Source organism: Streptomyces sp. NPDC055287, assembly GCF_053646035.1.
This window is the reverse complement of the sequence record NZ_JBSHNE010000015.1, coordinates 1-25,472: the sequence shown is the minus strand read 5'-3', so window position 1 is coordinate 25,472 and position 25,472 is coordinate 1. Positions and strand designations below refer to the sequence as shown.

Below are 25,472 nucleotides of genomic sequence, written 5' to 3'. Positions count from 1 at the left end.
GGCTGGTGTTCCATGAATCCTTCGACTCCACCCGAGCCACTGCCGCATACCCCGACGACCACCCCAATCTGGCACAGGCTCAGGCCGAGGCTGTGGTGAGCCTGCTGCTGGGCCGGTCCTTGTCCGTCAATCACACCTACGCCTTCGACTCCCGGGGCATGCTCGATCTGGCCGATGTCGTCCTGGAAACCTGGGAACAGACCAAGCAGGAGGCGGCGAAGCAGAACGCGGCGCAGCTGGCCAGGGCACGTCCGTTCGTTCTGCACCGGTTCCGCCAGCCCACGTTCTTCGCGGCCTGCTCTGACCAACTCCGCCGGTCCGACCCGCAGGCCAGGAATTATTTCAAGCTCTCGGCGTGGGAGCCCATCGACCATCTGGTTCCGGTCCGGCACGCCTTGGCCGACGTACTGGAGCAGCGCGCCGGTGGCGGTACGGCGCGGTCCGTGCCGGCGGAGATCCGGGAGAATCCCCAGCTGGCTCGCTACTTCGACATGCTCCTCAGATTGAACAAGTACTTCGAGGAGTTCGCAGAGTACGACCGCAGCCGGGAGGCCTGTGCCCCGCAGACTTCCCTTCGAAGCTATGTCGAGCACCTGATCGATATGCCTCTGGGGAGAGTCGTTGAACTGGCGGCCGGGCACGATTGTCCTGAAGAAACCGCCCTGCGCTTGCAGACAGCGGTGCGGAAGAAGGCAGAGGAGAGCGCGGGCTCTGATCGTGAGAAGGGCCCTGATGCGGTGAACCGAGGCTGGGTGCACAGCGGGGCGGACCTGGCCGGACAGGACCCACTGCTCGGCGACCAACTGCGGGAGCTGGTCGACACCCTGTACAACGCCGTGATGGCGGAATCGGCGTTTGCGCGGTTCGAGTACATGTCGTCAGTTCCGCGCGTGGACGGCCGGGACGAACTGAAGCACGTCAACGCCTTCTCGATGGCGCTCATCCAGGACACCCGGCTGGCCAAGGGCGAGCACGCGGGAGGGAATCAGCGTTCCCTTCGTATGGCAGGGATGTTCGCTGCGGCTGAGGCGGTGCCCAACCTGTCGGTCGCTCCCCTACGCAAGGTCTTCGAGGCGTACTGGGCACTGGTGGCCGACGATGAGCGTCGGCTCGCATGGCAGGATTCCTGTACAGAGCTCAACCGGCTGGTACGCCTCAACAAGCCGGTCGACCAGGAGTTGCGGGATGCCTGGGAGTCCCATCTGGCCCAGTTGCAGGCGTCCCTGCCGCACGTGGTTACGGTCGAGCGCGGCCGGTTGGCGATCCCCGTGGGATCGGGCCCCGATGGACACGTGCAGACCATGGCCCTTGGCAAGCTGTCCGAAGAGGATCTGGACCGCTCATTCGCGGCAGGCGAGTACCTGGGCGACCTGGCTCGCTCGCTCGGCTCCGCGGGAAGGCAGGGCGGGTGACGGACAGCCTGGAGCTGCTCCTCGCAGCGGACCGGCCGGAACCATCGGTGCTGGGCTGGCTTGCCGCCCACTGCTCCGTCACCGATCTGCCAGTGGTCGCCCAGGTGGCGGCGTCGGCCGGAGAGATGGCACCCCACACCGGATGGCCGGTGATCAGCGAGGCCGTACACGAGGTGTCCGCCGCCCGGCGGGCAGGCAGAGAGAATTGGTTTTTCGGCCTGCCCGAAGCCCCTGTATCGCTGGCGACCGGGCTGCACCGGCTGGGGGCGCCGCCTGGCGCCCCGCTATACGACCTGACCGATCAGGAAATCGCGTATCTGCTTCCCTTTCTGCCCGAACCCGATTCCGCCGACGCGCGGTGGCGATCGGTCATGGCCGTCGAGGAGGCGGCGCGCGCCGAGGCCGGCTGGTACGCGACCGCCCTGGCGGCCAGGGTGGTGCCCTACCTGGACGACGGGAGCCGGTCGCAGATCGCCGCGCTTGCCGGACGGCTAGATACCCGCTGGGGGACTCGGCTGGCCGAACTCGCACAGGTGCGTACTCCCTGGCCGTCGGTGGCGGCGGAGCTGGAGGCATCGCACCCGAGCTTCCCGCGGGCGAGCGACATCGCCGCAGCCCTCGACGACTCGGCTGTAGCGGAGGTCTGCCAAAGGACGATCGCACGCCTCCTCGAGCGCTACCAAACGCCGCCGGAAGCAGACTGGCTGCCCGCTTTACCGCTCCAGCCCGAGAATGTGGACACCACGCAACCCGAGGCAGATCAACCCAGTAGAGACGCCGAACGGCCGGGCGTGCTCGGTGACAACGCCCCCAGCCGCCGGAGCCGCTATGCCAGTACGGGGGTGTCGCAGGTCGCACGGCCGGAGACTCCCCTGGCCCCCGAGCGGTGCCTTGAGCCCGACACCCCGCACCTGTTCTGGTTCGAGGTCGCCGAAAGGGTCGTCAACAGGAGCATCGAACTGAACCCAGAGCCGGTGGAACTGCCCACCGGAATCCTGACGGTGGCACTGTTCAGTTTTCCCGGCCACATCGAGATTCTCGACGGGCAGGACACCGGCCAGCTTGAACTAAAGCCGGACGGACGGATCGAAGTTCTCAGCAGGCCCGCCAGCAGCCCTATCGCCGGCACACGCCTGTTCTTCCCGATCCGCACACCCGCACGACCCGGCAGGTACCGGTTGCGCTGCCATCTCTACTACCGCCAGACGCTGCTCCAATCCCGGCTTGTCGAGATACAGGTCGAGCCGGGCGCCCCAATCCGGGCTCACGCGCTCACGGCACAGATCGACTACACGTCCGGGATTGCGCCCGATCCCCGCGATCTCGCGGACGTCCGGCCTCTGACCTTGTCGGTCTTCGTCAACGACAATGGTGACGGCACGCACGGCTTCCGCTTCCTGGGAGAGGGGGGAGTCAAGACACAGGCCGTTCTCGATGAACGCCAGGTCGAGAACATCATCGAGGAGACACGGGGTGCGTTGCGCAAGGCCTCATGGGGATGCACCGACCCGGAGAGTTCCGGCCCCCCCTTCCGGTACGAAGGCAATGCGCCATCGGACTACGAGCAGGACCTGATCGACCTGGCGTGCAAGGGATACCGGCTGTGGACGGCGATCGGCGGGGAGTTCGCCGAAACTGCTTTTGCCGGGGCGGAAGCCACGTCTCCGATCTTGCAACTGGCGGCCCGGTTGCGACGACCTGGCGTGATCGAGGTCGCCAGCAAGGACCATGCGGGGATAGTCGTCCCGGCAGCGCTGATCTACGACCACCCCCTCGACTGGGGTAACAGCAGGGGAGTGCGCCTGTGTGAAGAGTCCAAGTACGCACTCCAGGCAGGCAGCGACCTGGCAGACAGTCCGTGTTTCCAGGGCGACTGCCCCTCGTACGACGATGACTCGGTCGTGTGCCCCAGCGGCTTCTGGGGCTACCGTCACGAGATCGGACTTCCGCAGTCGACGGCACCAGTCTTCGAGGAAACGCCCTTGGCTCCCCCGCGCGGCGGCCACTGCATCCAGTACACCGACCGACCTCAATGTGTCGTCGGAATCTCCGAGGATCTCGCGGGTGCACACACGGAACACGTCCGGTCCCTATACCGCGGAACAATCCTCGCCCGCCGGGAAGAGCTGTTGACCCGGCTGCGTGGGAGCAGCATCCCGCAGCTGCTGTACTTCTTCTGCCACGGCGAGGTGATCAACGGTAATCCCATGCTCCGCGTCGGCGACAGGTCCACCGCGCCGATCTCCTGGGATCACATCGCCGACGGCCGGATGCACTGGCCGGACAGCCGGCCGCTGGTCTTCCTGAACGGGTGCCGCACCGCCGCCGTCGAGCCTCACCACGCGATGACGTTCGTGAAAGCCTTCGTCCACCGTGCCCGCGCTTCAGGACTGATCGGCACCGAGATCATCACCTACGAGTCACTAGCCTCCGAGTTCGCCGACTGCGTGCTCCACCACTTCATGGAGAACCACTCGTCGATCGCCTACGCCATGCGCGCGGCCAGGCTGGCCCTGCTGTCCCAGCAGAATCCGCTGGGCCTGATCTACGTGGCATACGCCCCGCCTCACCTGCGGATGAGACAGGCGTGACCCCTGCCGCATGGTCCACCTCAGTGCACTGGTGTGGTCCCTCCGCCCCCCATGGCGCGGCTGGCACGGCTGCCGTCTGAGGAAATCTGCCCCGGCTTCAACGCCGGGCGCCTCCCATCCAGGAACCACTCCATGGTCCACTCCTTGCTCCGCAGCACGAGCACCACCAGCACCAGGAAATAGCCGAAGAACCCGATCGCCAGACCGATTCCGTACGCCGCGAACAATGGCGTCTCCTCCGGGAAGAGGGTCAGGATGGTGCCTCCACCCAGTGCTCCCACAATCACCAGCACATCGGCGAGAGCGACCGTGGTCCGATGCCGGTTCACGAAATAGGTAAACCAACCGATAACCACGCCGAAGGACATCGATCCAACTTCTACGTATGTCACCTATCCCCCTCGAATGTGCCCGCCGATACCATGACCGAGCGCACGAGAAAACGGAAGAGCATGTGCAGACCGGCGCCGGAGGCCAGGCCGACAGCAGCCGGTACCACTCCGGCCGGTCCAGCAGCGATGAAGACGGTTCCAGCTCCCGCTCCGACTACAGCCGCCTGCGCCAGCCACAGCATCAGCCCGGATCCGCGTCTGGTCACCAACGTCCACCCGACAACCATGCCGAAGCTGATCGCCCCGCCCACCAACACCCGCTTCTCCTCCCGGCCCCCACCTAAAGCGTACTCAGCCTACCGTCGTGACCGCTGCCAACTACTGTGATCCGGAAGGTGAGTTGAAAGAGCAGCGACGCCGAGACCAACTGGCCGCCTACCAGGATCTAGTGGCCAAACAAGCCCCACCTCTTCACCAATCCACCGGACTCCACCTACGAACTTCTGTTCGACGAGGTGGATCAGTAAAAGACCCTGATCAGCGATGTCGCCGATATCCAGAGCAAGAACTGCCAGAAGGAAACTCGGACATCGGGATTGTGGACAGACCCCCACAGCGCTCGTGGAACCAGCCCTGCAGAAAAAGGCCTTGCACGAGCATCTGACGCTTGTGCAAGGGATGTTGCCCGAAACGGTCATCGAGGGTCCCGCTGGACGACGATTAAGATCATGCTGGCCCACCGCGACCGTTCCGACCGAAGGGACCCGATATGCGGCCCGACAAGATCTCCCGCGCGGCTGAGCCCGCATTCATGCATGCCCCGTGGCTGTCGGTGTACCTGGACGACGTGGAGTTCGCCGGCCACACGTTCAAGTACCTGCGACTGGTGGAGTCCGACGGCACCCCCGGGACAGTGGTGCTGCCCCTGTGGGGCGAATCGGTGGGGATGGTACGGCAGTACCGGGTCGCGCTGGACGCGGATGTGTGGGAACTCCCCCGGGGATTCGGCGAGTGCCCGGACGACCCGGTCAAGGACGCCGTGCGGGAGCTGCGCGAGGAGACGGGGCTGGCGGCGGACGAATGGACGGACCTGGGCACCGTGATGCCCAACAGCGGGCTGACGGTCGGCTCGGTGCGGCTGTGGCTAGCGACAGTCACCAGTGAGCGGGATCTGGCCGCTCTCGACGATGAGATCGACCAGTTCGAGTGGTGGCCGGTGTCCCGACTCCGGGCGGCGATCGCGGCGGACGAGATCCGCGACGGCTTCACCATGGCGGCATTCCTCCGCGCCGAACTGCGCGGCCTGCTGCCCGGCGGGGACCGGTAGCGATGGGCGGGCCCGCCTCCGCGCCCAGCACACATACGGAACCGTGATACCGACCGGCAGCAAACTGTCCTGGCTATTGCGGCGACAGGGATACGCCCGCCCGGCACACGAGCTGCAGCCACCACGCCCATGACCGCTATCGGGCAGCGCTGCATTCACCTGGCCGCCGCGCCGGATGCGCCCGCCCGGGCCCGACAGATAACCACCGGCTTTCTGACGGAAGCCGAACGAATCCGCGGTCAGTCGGCCAGCCCGGGCGGCCACCGACGCGGTGCTGATCGTGGCCAGTGAACTGGTGACCAACGCCGTCCGTCACGCACCGGGACCGTGCACGCTGTTCCCGGTCCTGCACGACAAGGGTGTGCTGGTCGAGGTCAGTGACATCAGCACCGCCCCTACGCGACCGCGCGCCCCGGACATCACGGGCAGGCACGGAGGGTGGGGGTGGGCGCTGATCGCCCTGCCGGCCGACGAGGTCCGCATTCTACCGCGCGAAGGCGGCGGGAAGACGGTGCGTACCCGCCTGCCCTGGCGACCTGGCGCGGCAGTCAGAAAGACCGGTTCATCGGATGGCGCAGGTGATCGTGCCAGGTGGCAACCAGGCTCCGCCACCGCTTGCGGGTCGGCTGTTCTCCATCGAAAAACCGTGCTGGTGATGGGCTGTTGAGGAAGATCGGGCTGAGCAGCTAGGCAATTCGCTGCCCCCGGTGTCCCATCTGCAGCGCCGTCGCGATGCCCATCGGTGAGATCCGGTGCCATTGCTAACGTCGGCCTTCTGGTGGCAGTCGGTTTGGGCATGGTGCCGGTCCCGCACCAATGGTTGCGCAAAGCCTGTGCTTCGGAGAGGCCCGCGGCACCAACTCAGGCCGTGCAGGAGGAGTGCTGGTTCATGTCGCCTTCGGACGGAGTGAACGCGTTCCACGTGGTGGGAAACGCCTGGACTACGCTCCCCATCTGGGACCGGAAATCCGCCTCCCACCGGCCTCGTACGTACTCCTGCAGGGCACGGAACACTTTCTTGCACGAGTCATCGGGCGTCCCCTTGGGCAGCGCGATTGCGTAGAGGCCGGCCTCCTGCCCATCCGTCGCCGTCGGCGGCACCTCGACGTCGTCGTACTTCTGGGTGTAGCCGTAGAGGGCCGCTTGATTGTCGATGACCGCGTCCACCGCGTGGGCGCGGAGGGCCGCGACGCACCGACTGGTGTCGGGCCGGGTCACGATCAGCGCGTTGTTGTCCGTGAGCAGGCTTCCCTGCTCAGTGGAGTTCGGGTTGGCGCGTCGGTCCGACTGCCTATCGCCTCGCCGCGGCGACGGATGATCCGGAGCTTCACGAGCATCTGACGCGGGCCCTGGGCGGATGGCCACAGGACATCTAACTACGAGAGTCCCCGCTATGCCTCGTCGAACCTGTCGCAGTTCGGCAGCACCTCGCACGGGTTCGCCGGAGCATGTGCGCTTTGCCGAACGACTCGTTGGAGGCGATGGCGACGCTGTTCTTCTCCTCGCGTTCGGGTGGACCCCTCCCAGGCGTGCCCATGCGCGGGCTTTCTGAGCGGGGAGGGGGGCCGACGTCGGCGAAGGCTCGGGCGATACCTCCACGTCGGATCGGTCATCTCAGCGGTCGACGAGCATGCGAAGGAGTTCCCGGCCTGCCCGCCAGTCGCCGAGGCCGCTGCCGGAGTTGATGTGGCCGTGGCTTCCGATGAGATGCCCTTGCGCCTGCCACTCGTGCGCGAATGAGGCGGACGTCGTCGAGTCGCAGTACGGGTCGTCGTTGCTGGCCACCATCAGGCTCCGGCACGGCAAGGGGCGAGCGGACAGGCCCAGGAACGTTGATGCGGCCTGACGTGGGAACGCCGGTCCTCGGGGATTGGGCGGCGCGACCAGGAACGCCGCAACCCCATCGGGTCGCGCCCGGTCCAACCACTGTGCAGCGGCCCAGCAGCCAAGGCTGTGAGCCACCAACGCCACCTGGCTGTCACGCCGGGAAGCGATGTCGTAGGCAACCTGGACTGCGGCAACCCAGTCCGGCAGGTGCGGCATGCTCCACGAGGCCGGTGCAATCCGTACCGCTGAGGCTCCCCACTGGCTCTCCCACAAGCTCTGCCAGTGCCTCTCGTCCGAACCGTGGATCCCGGGGATGATGACGTACGCGACCATCGCCCACCGCCCTTCCAATCATGTCCCTCACACTTCGTGGGGTCACCCTGGGGTGATTCTCGATGAATCAACCGCAGCGACCAGGCTCAGCAAGTGATGACAAAGAAAGTGGGGGTGACAACGATGGAATCAATCGACGAGATCGACCGTGCCATCTTGGAACTGCTCCAGACCGACGGCCGGCTTACCGGAGCCGAGGTCGGACGCCGAGTCGGGCTGTCCCAGCCAGCAGCCAGCGCCCGCATCCAACGCCTGGAGAAGAACAGGATCATCACCGGCTACCGCGCCGTCGTCGCCCCAACCGCAGTCGGCTTGAATATCCATGCCATCATCCGGCTTCGCACCACCCACACGCATTTGTCCCAAGCACTCACCCTCGCCGCCCAGACCCCCGAGGTCGTCTCGACCCTCCGCGTGACCGGCGAGGACTGCCTGCAGTTCGACGTGCACTGTTCTCACGCCGAACGCCTTGAGCAAGTCGTGGACACCCTTGCCCGCTACGGACCGGTCACCACGTCCCTCGTCCTGCGCAGCTACCCGCCCAAGTCGCTGCCAACGGCACCGTCAACAACGTCATGACCCGCAACATCTAGGCCGGGGTGCCGATCAGGATGCCGGTAGTGGTGATGTCATGCCGTTCGTCGGCGCCCTTGCGGACATCGCGGTGCTCGCCCGTACGTGTTCTGCCAACACGGCCGGTGGGGACGTATCTGTGTCCTTACCAACGGACACGACGCCGACTTCCCTCACTGGGGCAGCACTCCCGACGGCCCCTCGCCTGGATCAGCAACGCACGCGACGTCTAGGCGGTGTCCGGTGGGTCAGTCGCCCTTCGTGTGGAGCGGAGTGATTCGCACCTCGCGATGGGCGTTGCGACTCACGCCCTGGGACGGTTTCCCTCGGCCTGTCGGGCCGTTGCTTGCGTTCAGGTGTGCGACGATCATGAAGAGCACCTGCTCCTGGTCGGCGGTGATCCTGAGATCCAGGGTTCGACGGTAGGTCGATACGGGGTGCGGCGCCCCGGGGGATAACCTGCACCGCCCGTGATCGTTTACGACACATGAGCCTCTTCAGGAAGTCACAACTGGCGGCCAGCGCCGCCCTCGCAGCAATCCTCATCGGAGGCGTTGCTGCGCCCGCCCATGCTGACCCCGACCCCTTCCAGACTAAAGACGCCCAATTCGAGGTTAAATACGGCGTCGGTTTGAACGACGGGTCCAGCGTCTTCTGGAACACCGGTGACCAGAGCACCAACGGGCAGAACGGAATGAACCAAGCGAGCTTCAACGACGACAACGTGGGCGGCATCGGCGGCATCGGCGGCTTTGGCGGCTTCCTTCCGTACGCGGCCATTCCGTTCGGGGGAGGCGGAGGACACGGCAAGCTGCCCAAGAGCATCAAGAACGGTGCCCTCAACGGCGACCTCGAAGTGATCGATGGACTGGTCCGTACGAGCAGGCCACCCCAGCCGGAGTCGTTGTGATCAACGAGCCCATCCAGCAGCAGTTCGCCCCTCAGGAGGTCCCTCAGGAGGCCGCTCAGCCGGGCTTTGAGCAGGGCAATTCCGACGTCTCTAATTAGCCCTTCAGGGGCAGCAATCGACGAGAAAGAGGAACTCCCGACACGGCCTTAACCGCGCATTCTCCGTGCCTGGCCCGTACAGCGTGGTGCGGGAACAAGGAGCGGGCTGCGTCGATGGTTCGGATGAACTGGGCGGCATAGGCGTCGAGCAGCGGCTTCACCCGCTGGTAGGAAGGTCGTTGCGGCCGGTCCCAGCGCTGATCAGTTTGCCTGCGTGGATGATCGAGCTGAGCATTGCGTGAGCGTCTTGGAGTTGTTCGATGGAGCGGTTCAGGCGCTCGCGTTCGTGCTTGAGGTCCTGGGCCATTTCCTCGCAGGTCGGCGCCAGGATGGCTCCCTCGTCAGCCATGCAGGGCAGCACCTCTCGGATCAGGTCGGTGTTCAGCCCGGCCGCGAGCAGGATCCGGACCCGGCGCACGGCGGCCACATCGGGCTCGTCGAACTCGCGGTAGCCGCTGGCCCGCCGCTGCGGTCGCAGCAACCCTTGCTGCTCGTAGTACCGCAGGCTCCTGGCGCTGACGCCGGTCCGCCTTGCCAGCTCGCCGATGAACATGTGACTCCCGTCACAGACATTTGACTCTGACATTGACGTCAAAGTTTAGCTTGGCCGTTATGACAACGAACCACAGCACGCAGCAACGCTCAACCATCGATCGGAAGTCCCTGGCAGGCGAAAAGGCTGTCGTCACCGGCGGCACCATCGGCATAGGCCGGGCCATCGTCCAAGCCCTGACCGACCGCGGCGCCCAAGTGATGTACACCGGGCGCAGCGACCAGCGACTCGCCGAGGCCCAGGCGGCGCTCGACACCCCGCTGGCCCACCCGGTGCGCTCCGATGCCACTGACACCCATGCCATCGCCGCCCTCCGCGATCAGGTCGCCGACCGCCTCGGCGGCATCGACTACCTGTTCATCAATCAGGGCATCGCCGAGTTCCAGACGCTCGAAGAGGTCACGGAAGAATCGTGGGACCGCATCTTCGACGTGAACGCCAAGGGTGCCTTCTTCACCGTCCAGCGACTGGCGCCGCTGATGTCCGAGGGTGGTTCGATCGTGTTCACCACCGTCTCGAACGACCAGATCTTCCCCGGTCTCAGCGCCTACTCCGGGGCGAAGGAGGCCGTCGCCGCCTTCGCGAAGGTGCTCGCCGCCGAACTGCTCCCCCGCAAGATCCGCGTCAACGCGATCGCCCCCGGCTTCATCCTCACCCCCACCATGGGCGTCGCCGATCTGACCGACGAACAGCACGCCGAGTTCATCGAACAGGGCAACGCCTCCACGCCGATGGGCCGAGGAGGCACCGTGGAAGAGGTCGCGGCCGCCGCGCTCTACCTGGCTGCCGAAGCCACCTTCACCACCGGCCTTGAACTGCCCGTGGACGGCGGGTTTGGCCAAGGCCTCGGCGCATGACCTTCTTCGCCCGGTAGGCGGCGTTCTCCTGCGGCTGACTGAGTTGGTCGCAGGAGAACATGCATGCTGTGAGCGAGTGATCTCTGCCCGCCAACTGAAACGCTCAGCCGGCCAGCTGAAGCGCTGACCCGCCAGCTGAAGCGCTCGGCCGCATGACGCTGTGACTGCCGGAGCTGGGCGTTCGGCACGTCTCGTAGGGTCGGTTGCTGCGACGGCTTCTTCGGAACACTGCCCAGCCGGTCACGGATCTCTCGGAAAGGCTGCCACCTGAGTACACGCGTCGGCGGTGTCGGTCACCGAGAGGCGAGCGCTTCCGTTTCCGCGCCTTGTGCGGGATTCTGACAGATGAGCCGCGACCGGTCTCACGGGGCGTGGCCAGGGGCGGAGAGGGGTGCGCCGTATGGAGGCGCTGGAGCTGGGAGATTCGCGGCAGACGGGTCCCTGTCGGATGGCGGGGCGCGGGGACCGAGTGTGGTGAAGGCCGGTGTGGAGATGCAGCAGTGGCAATTCTCCCCCGGCCGCAGGGCTGTTTCGGCTCCAGCCGTGGCGGACGGCGGCGTGTACGTCAGTAGCGAATCCGAGGTATACGCCGTAGACGCGGTCACGGGGCAGCAGCGATGGAGGTTCTCCACCGGCCAGGCGCGGATTGAGACCACCCCACCGGCGGTGGCCGGTGGGGTGGTGTACTTCTGCAGCAATCACGCGGCCGGCCACGTGTACGCGATGGACGCGCTCACAGGGCGGCAACTATGGAAAGTCAGTACCGGTGCCCCCATGTCCTCATCGTCTCCGGCGGTGGTCGAGGGGGTGGTGTACGTAGGAAACCGGCGGGGTCTGTGTGCCCTTGACGCCGCCACCGGGGAGCTGCGGTGGGAGTTTTCCCCGTGCGCGGTGTTCGCGTGCCCCGCGGTGGCCGCCGGCGTGCTGTACGTGCACGCCGGCGAACAGGGCGGCGGTGGCGGCCTGTATGCCGTGGACGCCGCCAACGGGGAGCAGCGGTGGAGGTTCTCCACCGGAGGTGAGTGGAACGAGGAGTCAGCGCCAGCGGTAGCCGGCGGGACCGTCTATGTCGGCAGCGGAAGCAGCCTGTATGCGGTGGATGCCCACAGCGGGCAGCAGAGGTGGGCGTTTCTCACCGGCCACTATGTGACCGCATCCCCGGTGGTCGTGAACGGCCTGGTCTACTGCGGAAGTTGGGACGAACACCTGTATGCGATGGATGCCGCCACTGGAGAGGTGCGCTGGAAATTTTCCACCGCTGGGGCGGTGGCATCCTCCGCAGCCGTGGTCGATGGGCTGGTCTACGTCGGCAGCTGGGACTTCAACCTGTATGCGGTGGACGCAGCCACCGGCGAACTGCATTGGAAGTTTCCCACCACTGACTGGGTGAATTCTCCAGCGGTCATGGACGGACTGGCCTACATCGGCACCCGGGACGGCCACCTCTACGCCCTGCAGTCCCTGGTCCCTCCGCCACAGAACGCCATGACCTGAGCGCGTCGGTTGACGAGGCCCGGCAAGTCAAGCGCTGCGCGTTCTGCGCCTCCCGCTCCGCCTGGGCCACGCCGAACGGTGCAGATGAGTGCCGAGGTGAAGGCGCTCCTCGGGCCTGTCACGACCGGCCCCTTCCTCGTTCTGGCGGGCGTGAGCGGTCGGCCAGCCGCCCGGCCCGCGCGATCTGCCTCGGCGGCCGGGGCCAGGTCCGGCACGCTGACGGCGAAGGCGGTCACCTGAACTCGGGGTGACCGCCTTCGCCGTCGATCCCTGACGCGCGCCCGGCTTGACGTCCACCAGCTCGGACGACCCGGGAAGTAGAACCGGGCCTCCGCCGGGCGCCAACCGGGACCGGTCTACCGTCGTGCACGAACTCGCCGCCGGCACCCGCGACGGCGTCCTGTTCACCGACGACATCCGCTGCCCAGTGCACGTCGACGACCTGGCCGCCGCCCTTCTCGACCTGGCGGCGTGCGACGCGCCCGGTATCCACCATCTCGCAGGGCCTGACGCTCTGAGCCGTCACGAGCTCGGCATCCTCATGGCCAGGCGTGACGGTCTCGACACCTCCCGGCTGCCCACGGGCCTGCGGGCCCGCAGCACACTTCCTGGCGCTCTCGACGTGCGCCTCGACAGCCGAGCGACTCCGCCTCCGGTCAGCGTTCGGCCACGCTGCCGGTCGCCTAACTGATTCACGTACCTCCGGCCACTGACTACGCGGTGGCCACTTGGAACGTCGGCGGAGGAGGCGGTGGGCATGCAGGCGGTTCATCAACTGCGGGTGCTCTCCGGCGGCCAGGGCGGTGGCCCTCCCGGCTCCCAGCGCGGCGGACGAGCGGCGGCGCTGCCCGCCGGGCCCGTGATGCGCGGACCGGTGCGGGATGCGGCTGGGGCGGACCGCGTGAGGCGTCGCCTGCTGGTTCGCCGGACGGAGGGCCCGGAAAGCACGGCGGAATGATGGGGGACCTCTACGTCACCGTGCACGTCGACCGCTGGGGCCGCGCTATACCTGTCGGCGCGCGTCCCTGTGAGGACCTGGCGCGGCCTGGTGCCCGAGAGACCGTTGGAGGTGACAGGTTCGGCCGGTAGCTCAGGTCGTTTGGCTGTAGGTCGAAGAAGAGAACCTTCACCTCGGTCAATGGCTGACCGTTTCTCTTCTCTGCGGCTGCCTTGACAGTGCTGCGCGGTCGCAGATGGGTCTCGCGGGTTTGAGCTGCATCGGGCTGGACGACACCCTGGTCACCGAGGATGGTCTGACAGCCGTTGCTTAAAGCCGGTCAGAGTCAGCGTCCAGTGGAACGACCCGGGGTTCGCTGCCTCCGTCGCCATGCGCACGGTGATTTTGTCGACCGGATCGAGCATGCGGCGGGCAGCTGCGTGCAGCGCCTGGTCGTACGGCCGGTCATCGTCGGCTGCCTCGTCCTCCCGCAGATCCAGGATCCGGCGCAGCTGGGCAGATTCACGTAGCAGGGGCATCATCAGGTGCTCTTGAGCGGCCTCACTCGCTGCCGCGTCTTTCGGGCCGTTCACGTGCCCCGCTCTCTCAAGGCTCGCAGATGTCGGCCTGTTGCCGCGAGCCGTCGCCATGGGCTCTCCGCCCCAGCTGGCCTCGGAAGGCGGGTCGCTTCCAACCGCGCTCAACTGGAAGAAACGACCTTCGGAGGATCGCATGCCTGCACCCAATCTTCTGGGCCGCGCGGTCTCGCTGATGCTTGACATCGGGCCGCCCGAGTTCCCATCCAGGCTGTGCGTAGAGATCGTATCTACTGACAGAAGCCTGACCGTCGTCGAGCAGGAAGCTTTGCACGAGGGCACAGCCTCGGGATGGCTGGGCCCACGGCGTCGTGATGAGCTTTTGACCAGCAACCCTCAGCCCTCCGACGGCCACGTGATCGGGTTCCGGAACACCGAGCCTCGCGATGCAATGGCCGCCTTCTGCAGGCTGAGCGTCGGCTCTCGGCCTGAGCGGGAGTGGCCTGGCTTCCTGCTTGACCTGCTGATGTCCCCCGAAGCGCGCGTCCCCGTGATCTCCCAGGGAAAGCCCGTGAGCGACTGGGTGACGCTGGAGCCGGCGCTGCGCACGGCCACAGCGATAGCGGTCTCGTCCACCCCAGCAGGCACCAGCGGGCGACCCGTGTGGACACTCGTTGCCTGCCAGCCCAAAGAGCTCTTCCTGGTGCGGGCCGTCGAACCCGACGAGACGACGTCGCTCGCGACGGGGAGCGGGACGGAGATCCGGAAAGCTTTGGGGCTCTGACTCGGCGACCGGCTACTCAGCCTTCCCTGGGGCTCTGGACTGTGCGATCCCCAATAGAATAGAACACGTGTCCGATGAGCCGTCGCGGGTGGAGCTGCTCCGCAGCTTCAGCAGACCAGGCGCTGGCTCCACGAGGAAGAGCAGCGTCAGGCCGAGGTCGCTGCTCGCCGGCCTCCTCCGCCACCTCCGGATTGGGTGATCCAGCTTGGCATCGGTGAGGGGCGCCCGCCCGTAGCGGTACACGTCGGCGGCTGCGAGCTCGCAGGAGGGCGCCCTCGCGCGATCGACCGCACGCAGGCCCTGCGCGCGCTCGCTGACGGCGTTGCCCCTTGTCCGGTGTGCAAGCCCGACCGGGATCTCGGCTACCTCGGCTGAACCTCGCTGACCGCGCGCGGCCTTTTGCCGGTGGTCTCTTCAGTCCGGGTGGGGCAGGCGCAGGGTTGTGCCTGGAACGCGTCGCGGGAGAGGGCGGAGCCCGACCGGCGTCGATGTTCCATGGGTTCGGGGCCCACAGGGCGCGATATCGTTGAGGCCCTGATGTTCGCCCCCTTCATGATCTGACAGGAGCGCTGCGCGTGCCCGAGGACCCCATCGCTCACAGCGAGCTCGCCGCTCTGACCCGGCGTTTCGAAGAGGTCGCGGAGAAGAACGACCGCGAGTTCGGGATCATCAAGTCCGACCTCACGGCGGTGCGTCTGCAGGTGGGCAATCTTGATCAGAAGGTGGACCGGCTTGACGGCCGCCTCGAAGTACTCGGCCAGCAGATGGACCGCGATCAGGCGCAGATCGTCGAGCTCCTCACACAGCTGGTCGGAAAGAGTCCGGACGCCAGCTGACCGCGCGCTTTGACCAAGCGGAAACACGAAGGGCCCGAACCCCGGCCGGTTCGGGCCCTTCGTGTTTGCGCCTCCTGCATGCGAGCAGCGTCCGATGGCGAGAGAGGTCACTGGGGCCGCGGTCGCCTCCGACTCCACACACGTGCGCGCCTACGACCAGAACCTGTTCACCGAGTGGCACTCGCGCTACGGCGGCCGCGGGGTGCTCATCTACTGGCACGTGGAGAAGAAGTCCCTGGCCATCCACTCCCAGCTGATCAACTGCACCGCCTCCGAGGTCGCCGCGATGATCGAGGGCGCCATGCGGCACGGCACCACCATGGACGTGGAGGCCAACTACACGGACTCGCACGGCCAGTCAGAAATCGGGTTCGGCATCACGAGACTGCTGAACTTCGACCTGCTGCCGCGCATCAAGAGGATCAACAAGGTCAAGCTGTACCGGCCAGTGGCCGGCGAACCGGACGCCTATCCGCAGCTGACCCCGGCGCTGACCCGCCTGATCCGCTGGGAACTCATCGCCCAGCAGTACGACCAGATGATCAAATACGCGACCGCGATCCGAACCAGAACCGCGTCCACCGAGGCGATTCTGCGGCGCTTCACCCGCAACGCCTCCCACCCCACCTACGCGGCGATGCTGGAGGTCGGGCGCGCGCAGAAGACCATCTTCGTGGCCCGGTACCTGCGGCTTCGGGACCTCCAGCGGGAGATCGAGGAGGGCCTGAACGTGATGGAGTCCTCCAACGGCGCGAACTCCGTGATCGCCTACGGAAAGGGCGGGGAGATCGCCTCGAATCGGCGCGAAGAGCAGGAGATGTTCGTTCTGTGTCTGCGCATCCTCCAGTCCGCCCTGGTCTACGTGAACACCCTCATGCTCCAGGACATCCTCGGCGAACCAGAGTGGGCCGACCTCCTCACACCGGCCGACCGTCGCGGCCTGACCTCACTGTTCTGGTCCCACGTACGCCCCTACGGCGAGGTCAACCTCGACATGGATGCCCGCCTCGACCTCGCTGGGTCAAACTTCCAGGCCCCCGAGTTCCGACGGACGCCGCCGACCAGCAGTCATCTGAGCGTGCGTGAAGCGTGGGCGTGGTCAGAAGGAGTGGTGGGAGGGAGAAGACCAGATGGTCCACCTCCCTCACGTAAAACGTCATGTCGCTACATCAGCACTGCCTTGTGAGGCGTCTTCCTTGGAATGCGGCTTCAGGACGTCCCGCCCACGCGTTCGGTCCATCTCGCGCCATTCCGGCCGCAGCCCAGCCAGATTCGTGGTGAGGAAGTACGCGGCGCCGCAGGCGAGCAGCACCGGCACGAGTCCGACAGCGGTCACCGCCGCCCCGGCGATCAGCCCGCCGAGAGGGATACCGGCCCAGGCCAGCGAGTCGCCGAGCGCGTTGACCCGGCCCAGCATCCGGCGCGGCACCCGCTCGACGAGGACGGCCCCCAGCACTGGGTTGACGAAGCCGCCGCCGAACCCACTGACCGCGAAGATGGCCAGTACCACCCCCAACGGGGCATCGAAGGCAAGGATCAGGAACCTCGGTGCCCCGGCCAGCAGGAACCCGGTGAGAACCACCACCCGCCGCCCCAGCCGGTGCGCAACCATCGCGGCGATCAGGCTCCCGCCGACCGCCGCGGCCCCCATTACGCTGCCCATCAGGCCGATCGCGGCCGGCCCGTTGCCGGACTCCCTGGCCCAGACGGGTACGAGCAGCGAGGCGAACGCCGCGTCCAGCAGGTTGGTGATGCCGACCATGACGATGACGGTGAGCAGCAACGGCTCGTGGCGCAGGAAGGTGAAGCCCTCACCGAACCGCCGCCAGTAGCCCGGTCCCGTTCCCCCGGCCTGCGAGGGGGCTTCCTCGGCCGTGTGCCCCATGCCGCGAGGCAACGCGAGTTTGATGATCACCGATCCGAGGGCGAAGCAGCCCGCGTTAATGGCGAGCCCCGTCAGGGGACCGAGCAGCGCCACCAGGGATCCGCCGACCGCCAGGCCGACGGTGGAGGCTAGCCGCTCGGTCACGCCGGCCAGGCCGGTGGCCCGCTCCAGTGGCACCCGGCCGCGCTCGGCCGCCTCCGGGACCATGACCTCTTTGGCCAGGTCGCCGGGTCCCCGGGCCGCGCCGATCAGCGCGACCAGGGCCAGCAGGAGCGGAAAGGACAGCAGGTCCAGGGTGTGGAACAGGGGAACAGCGGCGGCGGCGGTTGCGCTGGCCAGATCGGTGGTCCAGGAAACGGACCGCGGGCCGATCCGGTCCACCATCGGTCCGGTGAACGCCTTGACCACCACGTAGGGAGTCATCTCGCAGAAGGCGACCAGTCCGGTCTGGGTGGCGCTGCCGGTTGTGACGAGGACGAACCAGGGCAGTGCCACGAGGGAGATCCGAGTGCCGGTCAGCGACACGGTTACGGCCGCCAGCACCCCGACCAGCGGCCGTAAGGACCTCTTGCCGGGTATGCCGCCGGCCTCCGAGGCGTCGTCGGTCATGACGTCGGGCTTCCTTCCGCGTCCTGAGGGCCAGAAGGGAGCGAAGCTGCGGCAGGCGCATTCAGTTCGGGCAGGATGTGCGTGATCACGGCGACCCGTTCGGCTCCCTCGGGGGCACTTGCCGCCGTCTCCGGCGTGTCTCGCCGGTAGCGCACGATGACTTCCTTCAACTCCTCGTACAGGGTGGCGGTTTCCTCGGGCGTGAGCCGCAGGGACCAGTCGCTCATGTCGAAGGTGTTCCGCCATGCGCGGGGCATCGTCTGAAGCCCGTTCAGGGTCTGCTGCGTGCGCAGGGTGTAGATGGCGGCGACGGACTGCTGGTAGGCCAGTGCGGCCTCGGGCTCCTGCTCGGCCAGCTCCGGATCGTTGAACCAGATCGTCCGGTGCACCGAACGCCACCAGCGCTCTCGCGCGTTGCCGCGTTCGGTGTCCTCCTCGACGAAACCGGCCGCGCCGAGCTGCCGGAGGTGGTAACTGGCCGTACCGGAATTCACGCCCAGCCGCTCCGCGAGCCGGGTGGCCGTTGACGGGCCATACTTCCGCAGCAGCCCGACCAACTGCACGCGCACCGGATGAGCCAGGGCACGCAGCCCCTTGGCATCCAGGACAACCGAGTCCTCTTCAACGTTCGGGCCATCCGGCCTCTCCACTGCATCAGCCATGCGACACACGGTAGACCGCAAAGAGTTCTTCGCAAAGAGTTCTTCGCGAAGAACTCTTTGCGGTGCAATGAGCGGGCGATGCCGCCGCTCATCTATCGACCGATTGATGAGCAAGATCGATAAGCGGCTGCACGCGGCCCGATCGGCGCCGGATCATGCCCATAAACGGTGTCAGAAAGTCGATGTGCGCAAGAACTTGAGGGGACCTTTTTCTGTACGATCTGACGGGTGCAGCGACCCCAGGGCGACGACACCGCCGATCTCCTCGCCCCCGTTCCGGCCGCACGGACCGGCGACCTCGTGGGATACGCCCGATAGCCGGGCGTGAGACGTGTCCGGTCGATCCATGTCGACTGCGCGCCTGACGGTTTGCCGCCCACGTCGGCGGGAGTGCGCGAGGCCGTGTCTCACGTAATCGACCTCTAGGACTGGGATCCTTCGAGGATCGCGGTCAGTTCTACGATTGGGTAATCCGGTCGCGCAGCCAGGACTCGACGCCGCTGAGCGCCGTCCTGGCCATTGCCGTGGGGTGGCCCGTGAAGCCGTGGGGTGAGTGGGGGTAGACCCGGAGCTCGACGTCATTGCTGGCCGCTGACAACCGACCTGCCAGCGCCAGGTTGTCTTCCAGCAACACGTCTGCGCTTCCGACGATCAGCAGCGTTGGGGGAAGCTCGCGAAGAACGCCGTAGATGGGAGAGATGTCAGGAACAGTGCGGTCTTCCACATGGCCGACGTATGCCTGGATGAAGTATTCGTCCGTGATGCGGCGACCGGCCGGGGTTCGTGCGCTCAAGTCGTAGGTGCCGAATTGGAGTGCAGCGCCGGTGAACTGGCCAACGGCACCTTTGTCTCTCAGCCGGAGCAGGGTCGCCAGGGCGAGTGTGGCTCCTGCGGAGCTCCCGCCGATCGCAAGTCGGGACGTTCCGAAGCGGGCATCGGCTTCTTCGGCGAGCCAGAGCGCCGCTGCTTCACAGTCGTCGGGTGCCGCGGGCCAGGGGTGCTCAGGGGCCAGCCGGTAGTCGACGCTGACAACGGCGAGGTGCAGGGCGTCTGCGAGCTCGCGGTTGCGTTTGTCTCCTCGCGCTGCGGAGTCCATGTAGAAGCCGCCGCCGTGTATGTCCAGGTAGACGCCCCGCAGCGGACCGTCGATAGGAGTGAAGATCCTGACAGGGACGCGCGCTTCCGCGGCTTCGATCGTCTCTTCGATGGCAGGCGGATCGGCGGCAGGAGGAGCAGACCTCTTCGATCGGGCCTCCTTCAGCTCCTCCAATGAGCTGGGGCCACGGCCTGCCGCCCTCGACTTGTAGAAGTCACGAGCTTCATCGACCTGCTCCGCGGGCACGTCAGCGAACAGTGCGTCCAGCGCGAATCGCACGCGCCCTCCTCATCACTCGGGTCTCAACTCCACGCTATCGAGGAAGTGTGCGGACTGACGCTGCCGGGGTGGCGTCAAGCTGTCGTCGAAGGGTGGTGATGTCGTCGTGCTGGGCTGCGAGGCGGGACAGGGCTGTGGCCTGGAACTCCTTCAGAGCGTCTAGTTCAGAGTTCTTCCTGCTCAGGCGCTCGCGCAGGGTGGCAACCTCGGCTTTGAGACGTTCGATCTGAGCCAGGCGTGAGTCGGGCTGCTGTCCGGCTTCCTGGGCGGCGATCCGCTGACGGTCGAACTCGGTGTGGGTAGGTGCGGTAGAGCGTGGCCCGCGGTACTCCTGCGAGGGTGCACAAGCTCTTGACGTCGCACTTCAGCCCGTCGGGAATGGGGCCAGTGAGGAGTTGCCGCATCGCGTTCCGAATCCTGGCCTCGGGTTCCGCTTGGGGGCTGTGCATCATGAGCGCGGCTCCTCGTCAGGGTGGCTGGCAACGTCGATATCGGCGACGATGCGGGTGGCACGGTCGAATGCGGCCTGGGCTCGGGCCCGTTCAGGTTTGGAGAGTCTGGGGTTGCCGAGCAAGACGACCTGGGTGTTGTCGGCGTGGTCGGCCCAGATCTGCCGGTGCTGAGGGTGGTGGGTGGCTTGTGGGCAGCGGGCCGAGCCTCTGCGGCGCGGCCTGCCTCCTGTCTCCGCCCCGGCTGGCCGCGCCCGGCAGCGAGCTGCGTGCTTGGGGAGAGGTGAGGGAGTCATCCGCAGGTGAAAGACATGCCTCCGGCGGGGGCGCTCAGACTCCGGGATGGACGGGGCGCCGTTGGCGAGTGCCGGCCGGATCCGTGGTGAGCGTCGTGGGCTCCCATCCCGACCACCTTCGGCCCAGGCAGAGCCGAGCGGTCGCGGCCCAGGGCGTCAAGGTCGTTCGTACAGTGGCGCGCTCCACCTTGACGCCCTGAACCACGACCGCTCCACGGTGTGTGGGTCGAAGGCGGACGGGATGGGAGCTGGGGTGAGTGGTGGGTAGAGCTTGTCAGTTCACCGGCGCGGCCCGGATGCGCTCAATAGCACGCAGGACCTCGGCTCGATTCTTCGCGCTCTTGATCCAGGCTGGCAGCCGGGCAATGAGCGTCATCTTTGGCACCTCCGCGTCCCAAGGAGCTCGTTCACGCAACGACGCTTGTACGAACTGTTTTATAAGGTCAAGGTGTTCGGAGTTGTAGGCCCGCAGCCAGCCGTGGCGCGTCTCAGCCTGCAACCACAGCGGCAGACCGAAGTATGGATCTACAGCCTCCCCCCTGCCTCGGAAGAGGCGAAGACCGGCAGCCGCATGACGCGTCAAACCACACACACGGCAGACGAGCCGACGCTGCGTGCATTGCGTGCACGTTGAAGGAGCCACGTCCTCAGTCGCAGGTGCGGCCGGAAGCACGTGCGCAATGCCGGTGCACTTCGGACAGCGCACGAGCACGTGATCAACGAAGTGGTACTTCGTGTGCTGGGGATCCCGGAACCGCTGCGGCGAGAGCATGACGCCAGTATGCGATTTCCCTGCCTGGTCGTGTGTCGTGAGGGAGCGCCGTGCCCCCCGTGCCCGCTAAGCCGTATGCGACATCCCGTGAGTTCCCCTGAGCCTCACTGAGTCCCTGCCCCCTGTGGCCAGGAGGTTCTACCTCTTTGAGGGAACTTGTCGTCGGCTGACGTAACTTCGGGATTCCTGAAGCGTCCTCACCGTGCCCGACCGGTGTGCAGTCGGGTTGAAGGTGACGAGGCTCGGGTTGGCCCTAGCGGTGGTACGGAGCTGCGCAAGCATCGGGCACGATGTCTGCACTGCCACCGCACCGATGTGGGCTCGGCTCCGGACTGCCGAGCCTGGCCCGCGAGTTGGGCAGGGCTCTGGGCGCGACCGGGCTCTTCACTGCCCACCTGCTCACGGCGCTGTGCGGCCCGCGTCCCCGACGACCGTGGCCGCCGCCGAGCGGCAGATCATCGCATCCGGCGCGGCCCCTTCCGGGCTCCGGGGCGCCGTGATCAGCGACTTCACCGAGGGCTTTGGACATCGCGATGCTAGCTGCTGGCCGGCGTGGGCGTCGTGGGCGGCGTGCTGGTGCTCGTGTGGTATCCGCGGGACGTGCGCGGTGGGTGAGCGAGCATGCGTCCGAAAACCGGCGTTTGCGCCGGGTGGGATCTGCCGAGGTATGCGCCATGGCTGAGGACAAAGCGGCTCGGGCCGCCGACGTGGCACGTACGTACTACAACGCCGGTGATGTCGACGGCTTCTACGCGCACGCATGGGGTGGGGAGGACATCCACTTCGGGATGTACTCCGATGCGCGCGAAGCGGTCGGCGTGGCATCCCGGCGAACGGTCGAGCGACTGGCGGCGAAGGCGGGTGACGCGCTCGGCTCCGACAGCACGGTGCTGGACATGGGGTCCGGGTACGGAGGTGCGGCCCGCCGACTGGCCGGACAGTTCGGCTGCCACGTCGTGGCCCTCAACATCAGCGAGGTGCAGAACCGTCGGCACCGCGAACTCAACTCCGAGCGCGGCCTCGACGGCCTTATCGAGGTAGTGACCGGTTCTTTCCATGACATTTCTGCAGATGACGGGTCATTCGATGTCGTCTGGTCTCAAGACGCCCTGTGCCACAGCGGCGACCGGCCCAGCGCGCTGCGGGAGGCGATACGCGTTCTCAAGCCCGGCGGCCACTTGGTCTTCACCGACATCATGGCCGCCGAGGACGCCCCCGCAGAGGAGTTACGCCCGCTCACAGAGCGCCTGACCATCACGGAATTCGCCACGCCCGGCTTCTACGACGAGCAACTCCGGGCGCTTGGCCTGTCCGACGTGGACTTCGAGGATCTCAGCGATCACATGCTGACCCACTATGAGCGCCTCATCGAGGAGGTCCGGTCACCGGCACCGGGACTCGCGAACGCCGTCAGTGCCGCGTATCTGGACCGCTTGGGAACGAGCTTGCCCCAGGTGGCGGCCGCCTGCCGCAAGGGATACCTCAGGTGGGGCATTTTCCACGGCTGGCGCACGTGACCTGCCTCTTGGGTGACCAGCCTCCTTCGGGCCGCACTGTGCGACATCCCTCAGGTTTCCTTGAGTGTCGATAAGGCAGACCTCCTTGGTCGGCTCAGGTTGCCGACGTCATACGGCCGCCACCGCGCCGTCGACGGCCGCACCGCTCCGTTCTCACGGTGGACCCCATCCTCTGGACGCCTACTTGCAGACTCCCGAGTCCGCTGGTTCACCCCCAACCCGAGGGGCCAACCCTCACCGAAACGGCACTGCACCCGTGGGTTCCCGCTGAGGACCCTTCAGTTCACGTGAACCCACGGGTCTCGGGAACAGCGGGGAACAACGGTCGCGCGCAGGGTACTGAGACGGCAACAGCCCCCGACCGATCTAGCTGGTCAGGGGCCGTTCACGTGCGGTGGGTGTGGGATTTGAACCCACGGTGACATCGCTGCCACGACGGATTTCAAGGTCGTCGCCATCAGGGCGTAGGGCTGGCGGTGTTCAAGCGCCCACGGGACCCTGGTTCTGGGACCACAGGGTGAGCTTGATGTGGTGTGTGCGGCTGTCTCCACGAGTGTGCGATGCCTCGGCAGCCGCATCGGCACCGCTCAGCCACGGCAACACCTGCACCTTGAACCCCGCCCGGCCGGCTGCCTTCGACTCCCGTATCACAGCGATGGTCAACTCAATCTCCACCGAACCGATCGTTAGACCGAAGCCGCCACCCTCCTCGCCGGTGCGCTGCTGCGCTGCTACGAGATCGCGGCTCACCTCTCGAAGGACCTCGTCAAGGCCGAATCCGTTTGCTGCTTCGTTCCCCATGCCTAGGGCCTGTCCAATGGGTCAGGTGACCTGCCAGCCGGTCGGTCGTTCCTCTCGGTATGGGGCGGGGCGATCTATCTGATGACGAATGGACTCGGCTGGAACCCCACCTGCCGAAGAGCACAGGCCGAGGAGGACGGTGGCAGTGCCACCGCCAGGTCATCAACGGGATTCTGTTCAGGCAGAGGACCGGGGTTCCGTGGCAGGATCTTCCGTCCCGTTTCGGGAAGTGGAAGACGGTGCATGACCGTCATCGCCGGTGGTCAGCGGACGGCACGTGGGAGAGGATTCTGCGTGCTGTCCAGGCCGATGCCGACGCTGGGGGCCGGATCAACTGGAGCATGGTCAGCGTCGATTCCACGAGCTGTCGCGCTCATCAGCACGCGGCCGGTGCCCTCACTCGCGCCCCGAAGATGCCGAGCAGAGGCAGCCGACCGGTGCGCCACCGCTCTGATGAGGCCCTGGGCCGCTCGCGAGGCGGACTTACCTGCAAGATCCACCTTGCCGGTGAGGGCGGGCGCCGCCCGCTCGGGTTTGTCATCACGCCCGGCCAGTGGGGGGGACGCACCGCAGATGATTCCCGTACTGGAAGAAATCCGAGTGTCCCGGCCGGACCGTGGACGCCCACGCACCCGGCCCGACCATCTCGGGGGCGACAAAGCGTACTCGTCCCGCCGCAACCGGCGTCATCTGCGAAGGCGGCAGATCAAGCACACGATCGCCGAGCCGAGAGGCCAGCGGGCCAATCGCCAGCGCCGCGGCAGTAAGGGCGGCCGACCCACAGGCTTCGACAGAACGGTCTACCGGCGCCGCAATGAAGTCGAGCGGACCATCAACCGGCTCAAGACTTTCCGAGCCATCGCCACGCGCTATGACAAGAGGGCGTACGTCTTCCACGGGACTGTCACCGTCGCCGCGATCAGGCTATAGCTCGGACCCTGAACTGCAAACATCGGACACCATTAGGCATTCTGACAGCCGTAGCGCGCCCTGTACCAGGCCACCTGCTCGGCACTCATCGATGATGAGACGGCATACACATCACCGATACGTGCACCGCCACGCCGGCGTTCCCCCCTCTCAGGAGACCGGCACACCATGACGGACACCTGGGAGGCAGGTTGCCAGTGCAGGGTGTGGGCCGGAGCGTTGGAATCCGGGACGTCCTCCATGTGTACGCCGCGCTTGGCCAGCAGCCGCTCCAGTTTGTCGAAGTGAAGGTGACGGTCGAAGCGGCCGTACCGCGCACGAATCACCCTGTTGACAGTGCTGCCGCCCCAAGAAAGCCGATGCACCTGCAGGGTGAAGTGGTGGCCCACCCACGGATGGTCCCGTGATTCCCGGCCCCAGAAGAACTCGACCATTCCGTAGTCGCGCCACATGCTCTGGTCGTCAAGGGAGTTCTCGGCAAAGCCGGAGCCCAGGATTGCGGTGACCTGGTCAGGACTGTCCGTCGGCCTGGCACCAAGGACCGTTCCGGACGCGATCACGTCCATGTAGAACGCGAGGGAATGCGGTGTCAACTGGTCTTCCCTTGAGGAGCTGAGGAGGCCGACAGAGGCCGTCTCAGCATAGGTGACCAGTACGCCATGAAGATCCATCGGACAGGCCCTAGTGATCTGAGTCAGAGATTCGTCGGCAGTAGGCGGCGACTTTGTCGAGGATCTCGTCGGCGGTCTTCGTCCAGACGAAGGGCCTGGGGTGCT

Annotated in this window: 22 protein-coding genes and 3 pseudogenes; 15 read left to right on the top strand and 10 right to left on the bottom strand. The window is 66.5% G+C overall.

All coding sequences use genetic code 11. The features are described from left to right. Positions 1-158 precede the first annotated feature (158 nt). Complete coding sequence (locus ACWIHY_RS23255; protein WP_454377587.1) at positions 159-1,412, top strand: hypothetical protein; 1,254 nt, start codon at positions 159-161, stop codon at positions 1,410-1,412. Continuing rightward, complete coding sequence (locus ACWIHY_RS23250) at positions 1,409-4,003, top strand: hypothetical protein (RefSeq protein WP_454377586.1); 2,595 nt, start codon at positions 1,409-1,411, stop codon at positions 4,001-4,003. Before ACWIHY_RS23255 ends, ACWIHY_RS23250 begins: the two co-directional genes overlap by 4 nt. A gap of 20 nt (positions 4,004-4,023) precedes the next feature. On the opposite strand, the gene ACWIHY_RS23245 is transcribed toward ACWIHY_RS23250, so the two are convergent. Then, positions 4,024-4,371: a hypothetical protein gene (locus ACWIHY_RS23245; RefSeq protein WP_454377585.1), complete on the bottom strand. Its 348-nt coding sequence runs from the start codon at positions 4,369-4,371 to the stop codon at positions 4,024-4,026. 733 nt (positions 4,372-5,104) lie between these two features. Here ACWIHY_RS23245 and ACWIHY_RS23240 point away from each other — a divergent pair. Further along, on the top strand, positions 5,105-5,662 hold the full coding sequence (locus ACWIHY_RS23240; protein ID WP_454377584.1) for an NUDIX hydrolase: 558 nt from the start codon (positions 5,105-5,107) through the stop codon (positions 5,660-5,662). A gap of 265 nt (positions 5,663-5,927) precedes the next feature. Next, positions 5,928-6,329: pseudogene (locus ACWIHY_RS23235) on the top strand (ATP-binding protein); the annotation flags it as partial. A gap of 194 nt (positions 6,330-6,523) precedes the next feature. Here the strand turns inward: ACWIHY_RS23235 and ACWIHY_RS23230 are convergent. Together ACWIHY_RS23230 and ACWIHY_RS23225 are read right to left on the bottom strand one after the other, a co-directional pair. Continuing rightward, positions 6,524-6,880 (bottom strand): hypothetical protein, encoded by a 357-nt coding sequence (locus tag ACWIHY_RS23230; protein ID WP_454377583.1) that lies wholly within the window; start codon positions 6,878-6,880, stop codon positions 6,524-6,526. Between the two features lie 396 nt (positions 6,881-7,276). Continuing rightward, on the bottom strand, positions 7,277-7,822 hold the full coding sequence (locus ACWIHY_RS23225) for an RBBP9/YdeN family alpha/beta hydrolase (protein WP_454377582.1): 546 nt from the start codon (positions 7,820-7,822) through the stop codon (positions 7,277-7,279). A 123-nt stretch (positions 7,823-7,945) separates the two neighbouring features. Here ACWIHY_RS23225 and ACWIHY_RS23220 point away from each other — a divergent pair, with 123 nt between their 5' ends. Then, positions 7,946-8,401 carry an Lrp/AsnC family transcriptional regulator gene (locus ACWIHY_RS23220; protein ID WP_454377581.1) on the top strand — a complete coding sequence of 152 codons (456 nt, stop codon included), beginning with the start codon at positions 7,946-7,948 and terminating at the stop codon, positions 8,399-8,401. 481 nt (positions 8,402-8,882) lie between these two features. After that, positions 8,883-9,305 carry a hypothetical protein gene (locus ACWIHY_RS23215; protein WP_454377580.1) on the top strand — a complete coding sequence of 141 codons (423 nt, stop codon included), beginning with the start codon at positions 8,883-8,885 and terminating at the stop codon, positions 9,303-9,305. 255 nt (positions 9,306-9,560) lie between these two features. On the opposite strand, the gene ACWIHY_RS23210 is transcribed toward ACWIHY_RS23215, so the two are convergent. Further along, positions 9,561-9,956: a MerR family transcriptional regulator gene (locus ACWIHY_RS23210; protein WP_454377579.1), complete on the bottom strand. Its 396-nt coding sequence runs from the start codon at positions 9,954-9,956 to the stop codon at positions 9,561-9,563. Positions 9,957-10,015: 59 nt separating this feature from the next. On the opposite strand from ACWIHY_RS23210, the gene ACWIHY_RS23205 reads away from it, so the two are divergent. The 3 genes and pseudogenes from ACWIHY_RS23205 to ACWIHY_RS23195 all read left to right on the top strand — a co-directional run. Further along, positions 10,016-10,813: an SDR family NAD(P)-dependent oxidoreductase gene (locus ACWIHY_RS23205; RefSeq protein ID WP_454377683.1), complete on the top strand. Its 798-nt coding sequence runs from the start codon at positions 10,016-10,018 to the stop codon at positions 10,811-10,813. Between the two features lie 492 nt (positions 10,814-11,305). Next, complete coding sequence (locus ACWIHY_RS23200) at positions 11,306-12,307, top strand: outer membrane protein assembly factor BamB family protein (protein ID WP_454377682.1); 1,002 nt, start codon at positions 11,306-11,308, stop codon at positions 12,305-12,307. A 361-nt stretch (positions 12,308-12,668) separates the two neighbouring features. Next, positions 12,669-12,998, top strand: a pseudogene (locus ACWIHY_RS23195) (dTDP-4-dehydrorhamnose reductase); the annotation flags it as partial. A gap of 548 nt (positions 12,999-13,546) precedes the next feature. Here ACWIHY_RS23195 and ACWIHY_RS23190 read toward each other — a convergent pair. Beyond that, complete coding sequence (locus ACWIHY_RS23190) at positions 13,547-13,837, bottom strand: hypothetical protein (RefSeq protein ID WP_454377578.1); 291 nt, start codon at positions 13,835-13,837, stop codon at positions 13,547-13,549. Positions 13,838-13,976: 139 nt separating this feature from the next. Here ACWIHY_RS23190 and ACWIHY_RS23185 point away from each other — a divergent pair, with 139 nt between their 5' ends. The 4 genes and pseudogenes from ACWIHY_RS23185 to ACWIHY_RS23170 form a co-directional block, all read left to right on the top strand. Further along, a complete protein-coding gene (locus ACWIHY_RS23185) occupies positions 13,977-14,564 on the top strand; it encodes a hypothetical protein (protein ID WP_454377577.1) in 588 nt (195 codons plus the stop codon). Positions 14,565-14,759: 195 nt separating this feature from the next. Continuing rightward, positions 14,760-14,939, top strand: a complete 180-nt coding sequence (locus ACWIHY_RS23180) for a DUF6233 domain-containing protein (protein WP_454377576.1) — start codon at positions 14,760-14,762, stop codon at positions 14,937-14,939. 200 nt (positions 14,940-15,139) lie between these two features. After that, on the top strand, positions 15,140-15,400 hold the full coding sequence (locus ACWIHY_RS23175; protein ID WP_454377575.1) for a hypothetical protein: 261 nt from the start codon (positions 15,140-15,142) through the stop codon (positions 15,398-15,400). Between the two features lie 118 nt (positions 15,401-15,518). Beyond that, a pseudogene (locus ACWIHY_RS23170) lies at positions 15,519-16,415 on the top strand (Tn3 family transposase); the annotation flags it as partial. Between the two features lie 141 nt (positions 16,416-16,556). Here the strand turns inward: ACWIHY_RS23170 and ACWIHY_RS23165 are convergent. The 3 genes from ACWIHY_RS23165 to ACWIHY_RS23155 form a co-directional block, all read right to left on the bottom strand. Further along, complete coding sequence (locus tag ACWIHY_RS23165; RefSeq protein ID WP_454377574.1) at positions 16,557-17,894, bottom strand: MFS transporter; 1,338 nt, start codon at positions 17,892-17,894, stop codon at positions 16,557-16,559. After that, complete coding sequence (locus tag ACWIHY_RS23160; RefSeq protein ID WP_454377681.1) at positions 17,891-18,556, bottom strand: ArsR/SmtB family transcription factor; 666 nt, start codon at positions 18,554-18,556, stop codon at positions 17,891-17,893. Before ACWIHY_RS23160 ends, ACWIHY_RS23165 begins: the two co-directional genes overlap by 4 nt. Before the next feature lie 457 nt (positions 18,557-19,013). Next, positions 19,014-19,931 (bottom strand): alpha/beta hydrolase, encoded by a 918-nt coding sequence (locus tag ACWIHY_RS23155; protein WP_454377573.1) that lies wholly within the window; start codon positions 19,929-19,931, stop codon positions 19,014-19,016. A 2,191-nt stretch (positions 19,932-22,122) separates the two neighbouring features. Here ACWIHY_RS23155 and ACWIHY_RS23150 point away from each other — a divergent pair. After that, positions 22,123-22,965, top strand: a complete 843-nt coding sequence (locus tag ACWIHY_RS23150; RefSeq protein WP_454377572.1) for an SAM-dependent methyltransferase — start codon at positions 22,123-22,125, stop codon at positions 22,963-22,965. Positions 22,966-23,445: 480 nt separating this feature from the next. Here ACWIHY_RS23150 and ACWIHY_RS23145 read toward each other — a convergent pair whose 3' ends face one another. Further along, the gene (locus tag ACWIHY_RS23145; protein WP_454377571.1) at positions 23,446-23,766 is read right to left on the bottom strand and encodes a trypco2 family protein; all 321 of its coding nucleotides are present in this window, start codon (positions 23,764-23,766) and stop codon (positions 23,446-23,448) included. A 59-nt stretch (positions 23,767-23,825) separates the two neighbouring features. On the opposite strand from ACWIHY_RS23145, the gene ACWIHY_RS23140 reads away from it, so the two are divergent. Next, positions 23,826-24,696, top strand: a protein-coding gene (locus tag ACWIHY_RS23140; RefSeq protein WP_454377570.1) for an IS5 family transposase whose coding sequence is annotated in 2 segments (ribosomal slippage) — positions 23,826-24,323 and positions 24,325-24,696 — 870 coding nt in all. Because the reading frame shifts where the segments join, the coding sequence is not laid out codon by codon here. A gap of 32 nt (positions 24,697-24,728) precedes the next feature. Here ACWIHY_RS23140 and ACWIHY_RS23135 read toward each other — a convergent pair. Beyond that, the gene (locus tag ACWIHY_RS23135) at positions 24,729-25,367 is read right to left on the bottom strand and encodes a hypothetical protein (protein ID WP_454377569.1); all 639 of its coding nucleotides are present in this window, start codon (positions 25,365-25,367) and stop codon (positions 24,729-24,731) included. Positions 25,368-25,472 lie beyond the last annotated feature (105 nt).

Bases quoted from the DNA above. Each gene is read 5' to 3' on its own strand.
- ACWIHY_RS23225 (WP_454377582.1), bottom strand. From the start codon at position 7,822: ATGGTCGCGTACGTCATCATCCCCGGGATCCACGGTTCGGACGAGAGG.
- ACWIHY_RS23210 (WP_454377579.1), bottom strand. From the start codon at position 9,956: ATGTTCATCGGCGAGCTGGCAAGGCGGACCGGCGTCAGCGCCAGGAGC.
- ACWIHY_RS23135 (WP_454377569.1), bottom strand. From the start codon at position 25,367: ATGGATCTTCATGGCGTACTGGTCACCTATGCTGAGACGGCCTCTGTC.
- ACWIHY_RS23160 (WP_454377681.1), bottom strand. From the start codon at position 18,556: ATGGCTGATGCAGTGGAGAGGCCGGATGGCCCGAACGTTGAAGAGGAC.
- ACWIHY_RS23255 (WP_454377587.1), top strand. From the start codon at position 159: ATGCTCGATCTGGCCGATGTCGTCCTGGAAACCTGGGAACAGACCAAG.
- ACWIHY_RS23240 (WP_454377584.1), top strand. From the start codon at position 5,105: ATGCGGCCCGACAAGATCTCCCGCGCGGCTGAGCCCGCATTCATGCAT.
- ACWIHY_RS23150 (WP_454377572.1), top strand. From the start codon at position 22,123: ATGGCTGAGGACAAAGCGGCTCGGGCCGCCGACGTGGCACGTACGTAC.
- ACWIHY_RS23220 (WP_454377581.1), top strand. From the start codon at position 7,946: ATGGAATCAATCGACGAGATCGACCGTGCCATCTTGGAACTGCTCCAG.
- ACWIHY_RS23205 (WP_454377683.1), top strand. From the start codon at position 10,016: ATGACAACGAACCACAGCACGCAGCAACGCTCAACCATCGATCGGAAG.
- ACWIHY_RS23145 (WP_454377571.1), bottom strand. From the start codon at position 23,766: ATGGGGAACGAAGCAGCAAACGGATTCGGCCTTGACGAGGTCCTTCGA.
- ACWIHY_RS23245 (WP_454377585.1), bottom strand. From the start codon at position 4,371: ATGTCCTTCGGCGTGGTTATCGGTTGGTTTACCTATTTCGTGAACCGG.
- ACWIHY_RS23185 (WP_454377577.1), top strand. From the start codon at position 13,977: ATGCCTGCACCCAATCTTCTGGGCCGCGCGGTCTCGCTGATGCTTGAC.
- ACWIHY_RS23200 (WP_454377682.1), top strand. From the start codon at position 11,306: ATGCAGCAGTGGCAATTCTCCCCCGGCCGCAGGGCTGTTTCGGCTCCA.
- ACWIHY_RS23165 (WP_454377574.1), bottom strand. From the start codon at position 17,894: ATGACCGACGACGCCTCGGAGGCCGGCGGCATACCCGGCAAGAGGTCC.
- ACWIHY_RS23215 (WP_454377580.1), top strand. From the start codon at position 8,883: ATGAGCCTCTTCAGGAAGTCACAACTGGCGGCCAGCGCCGCCCTCGCA.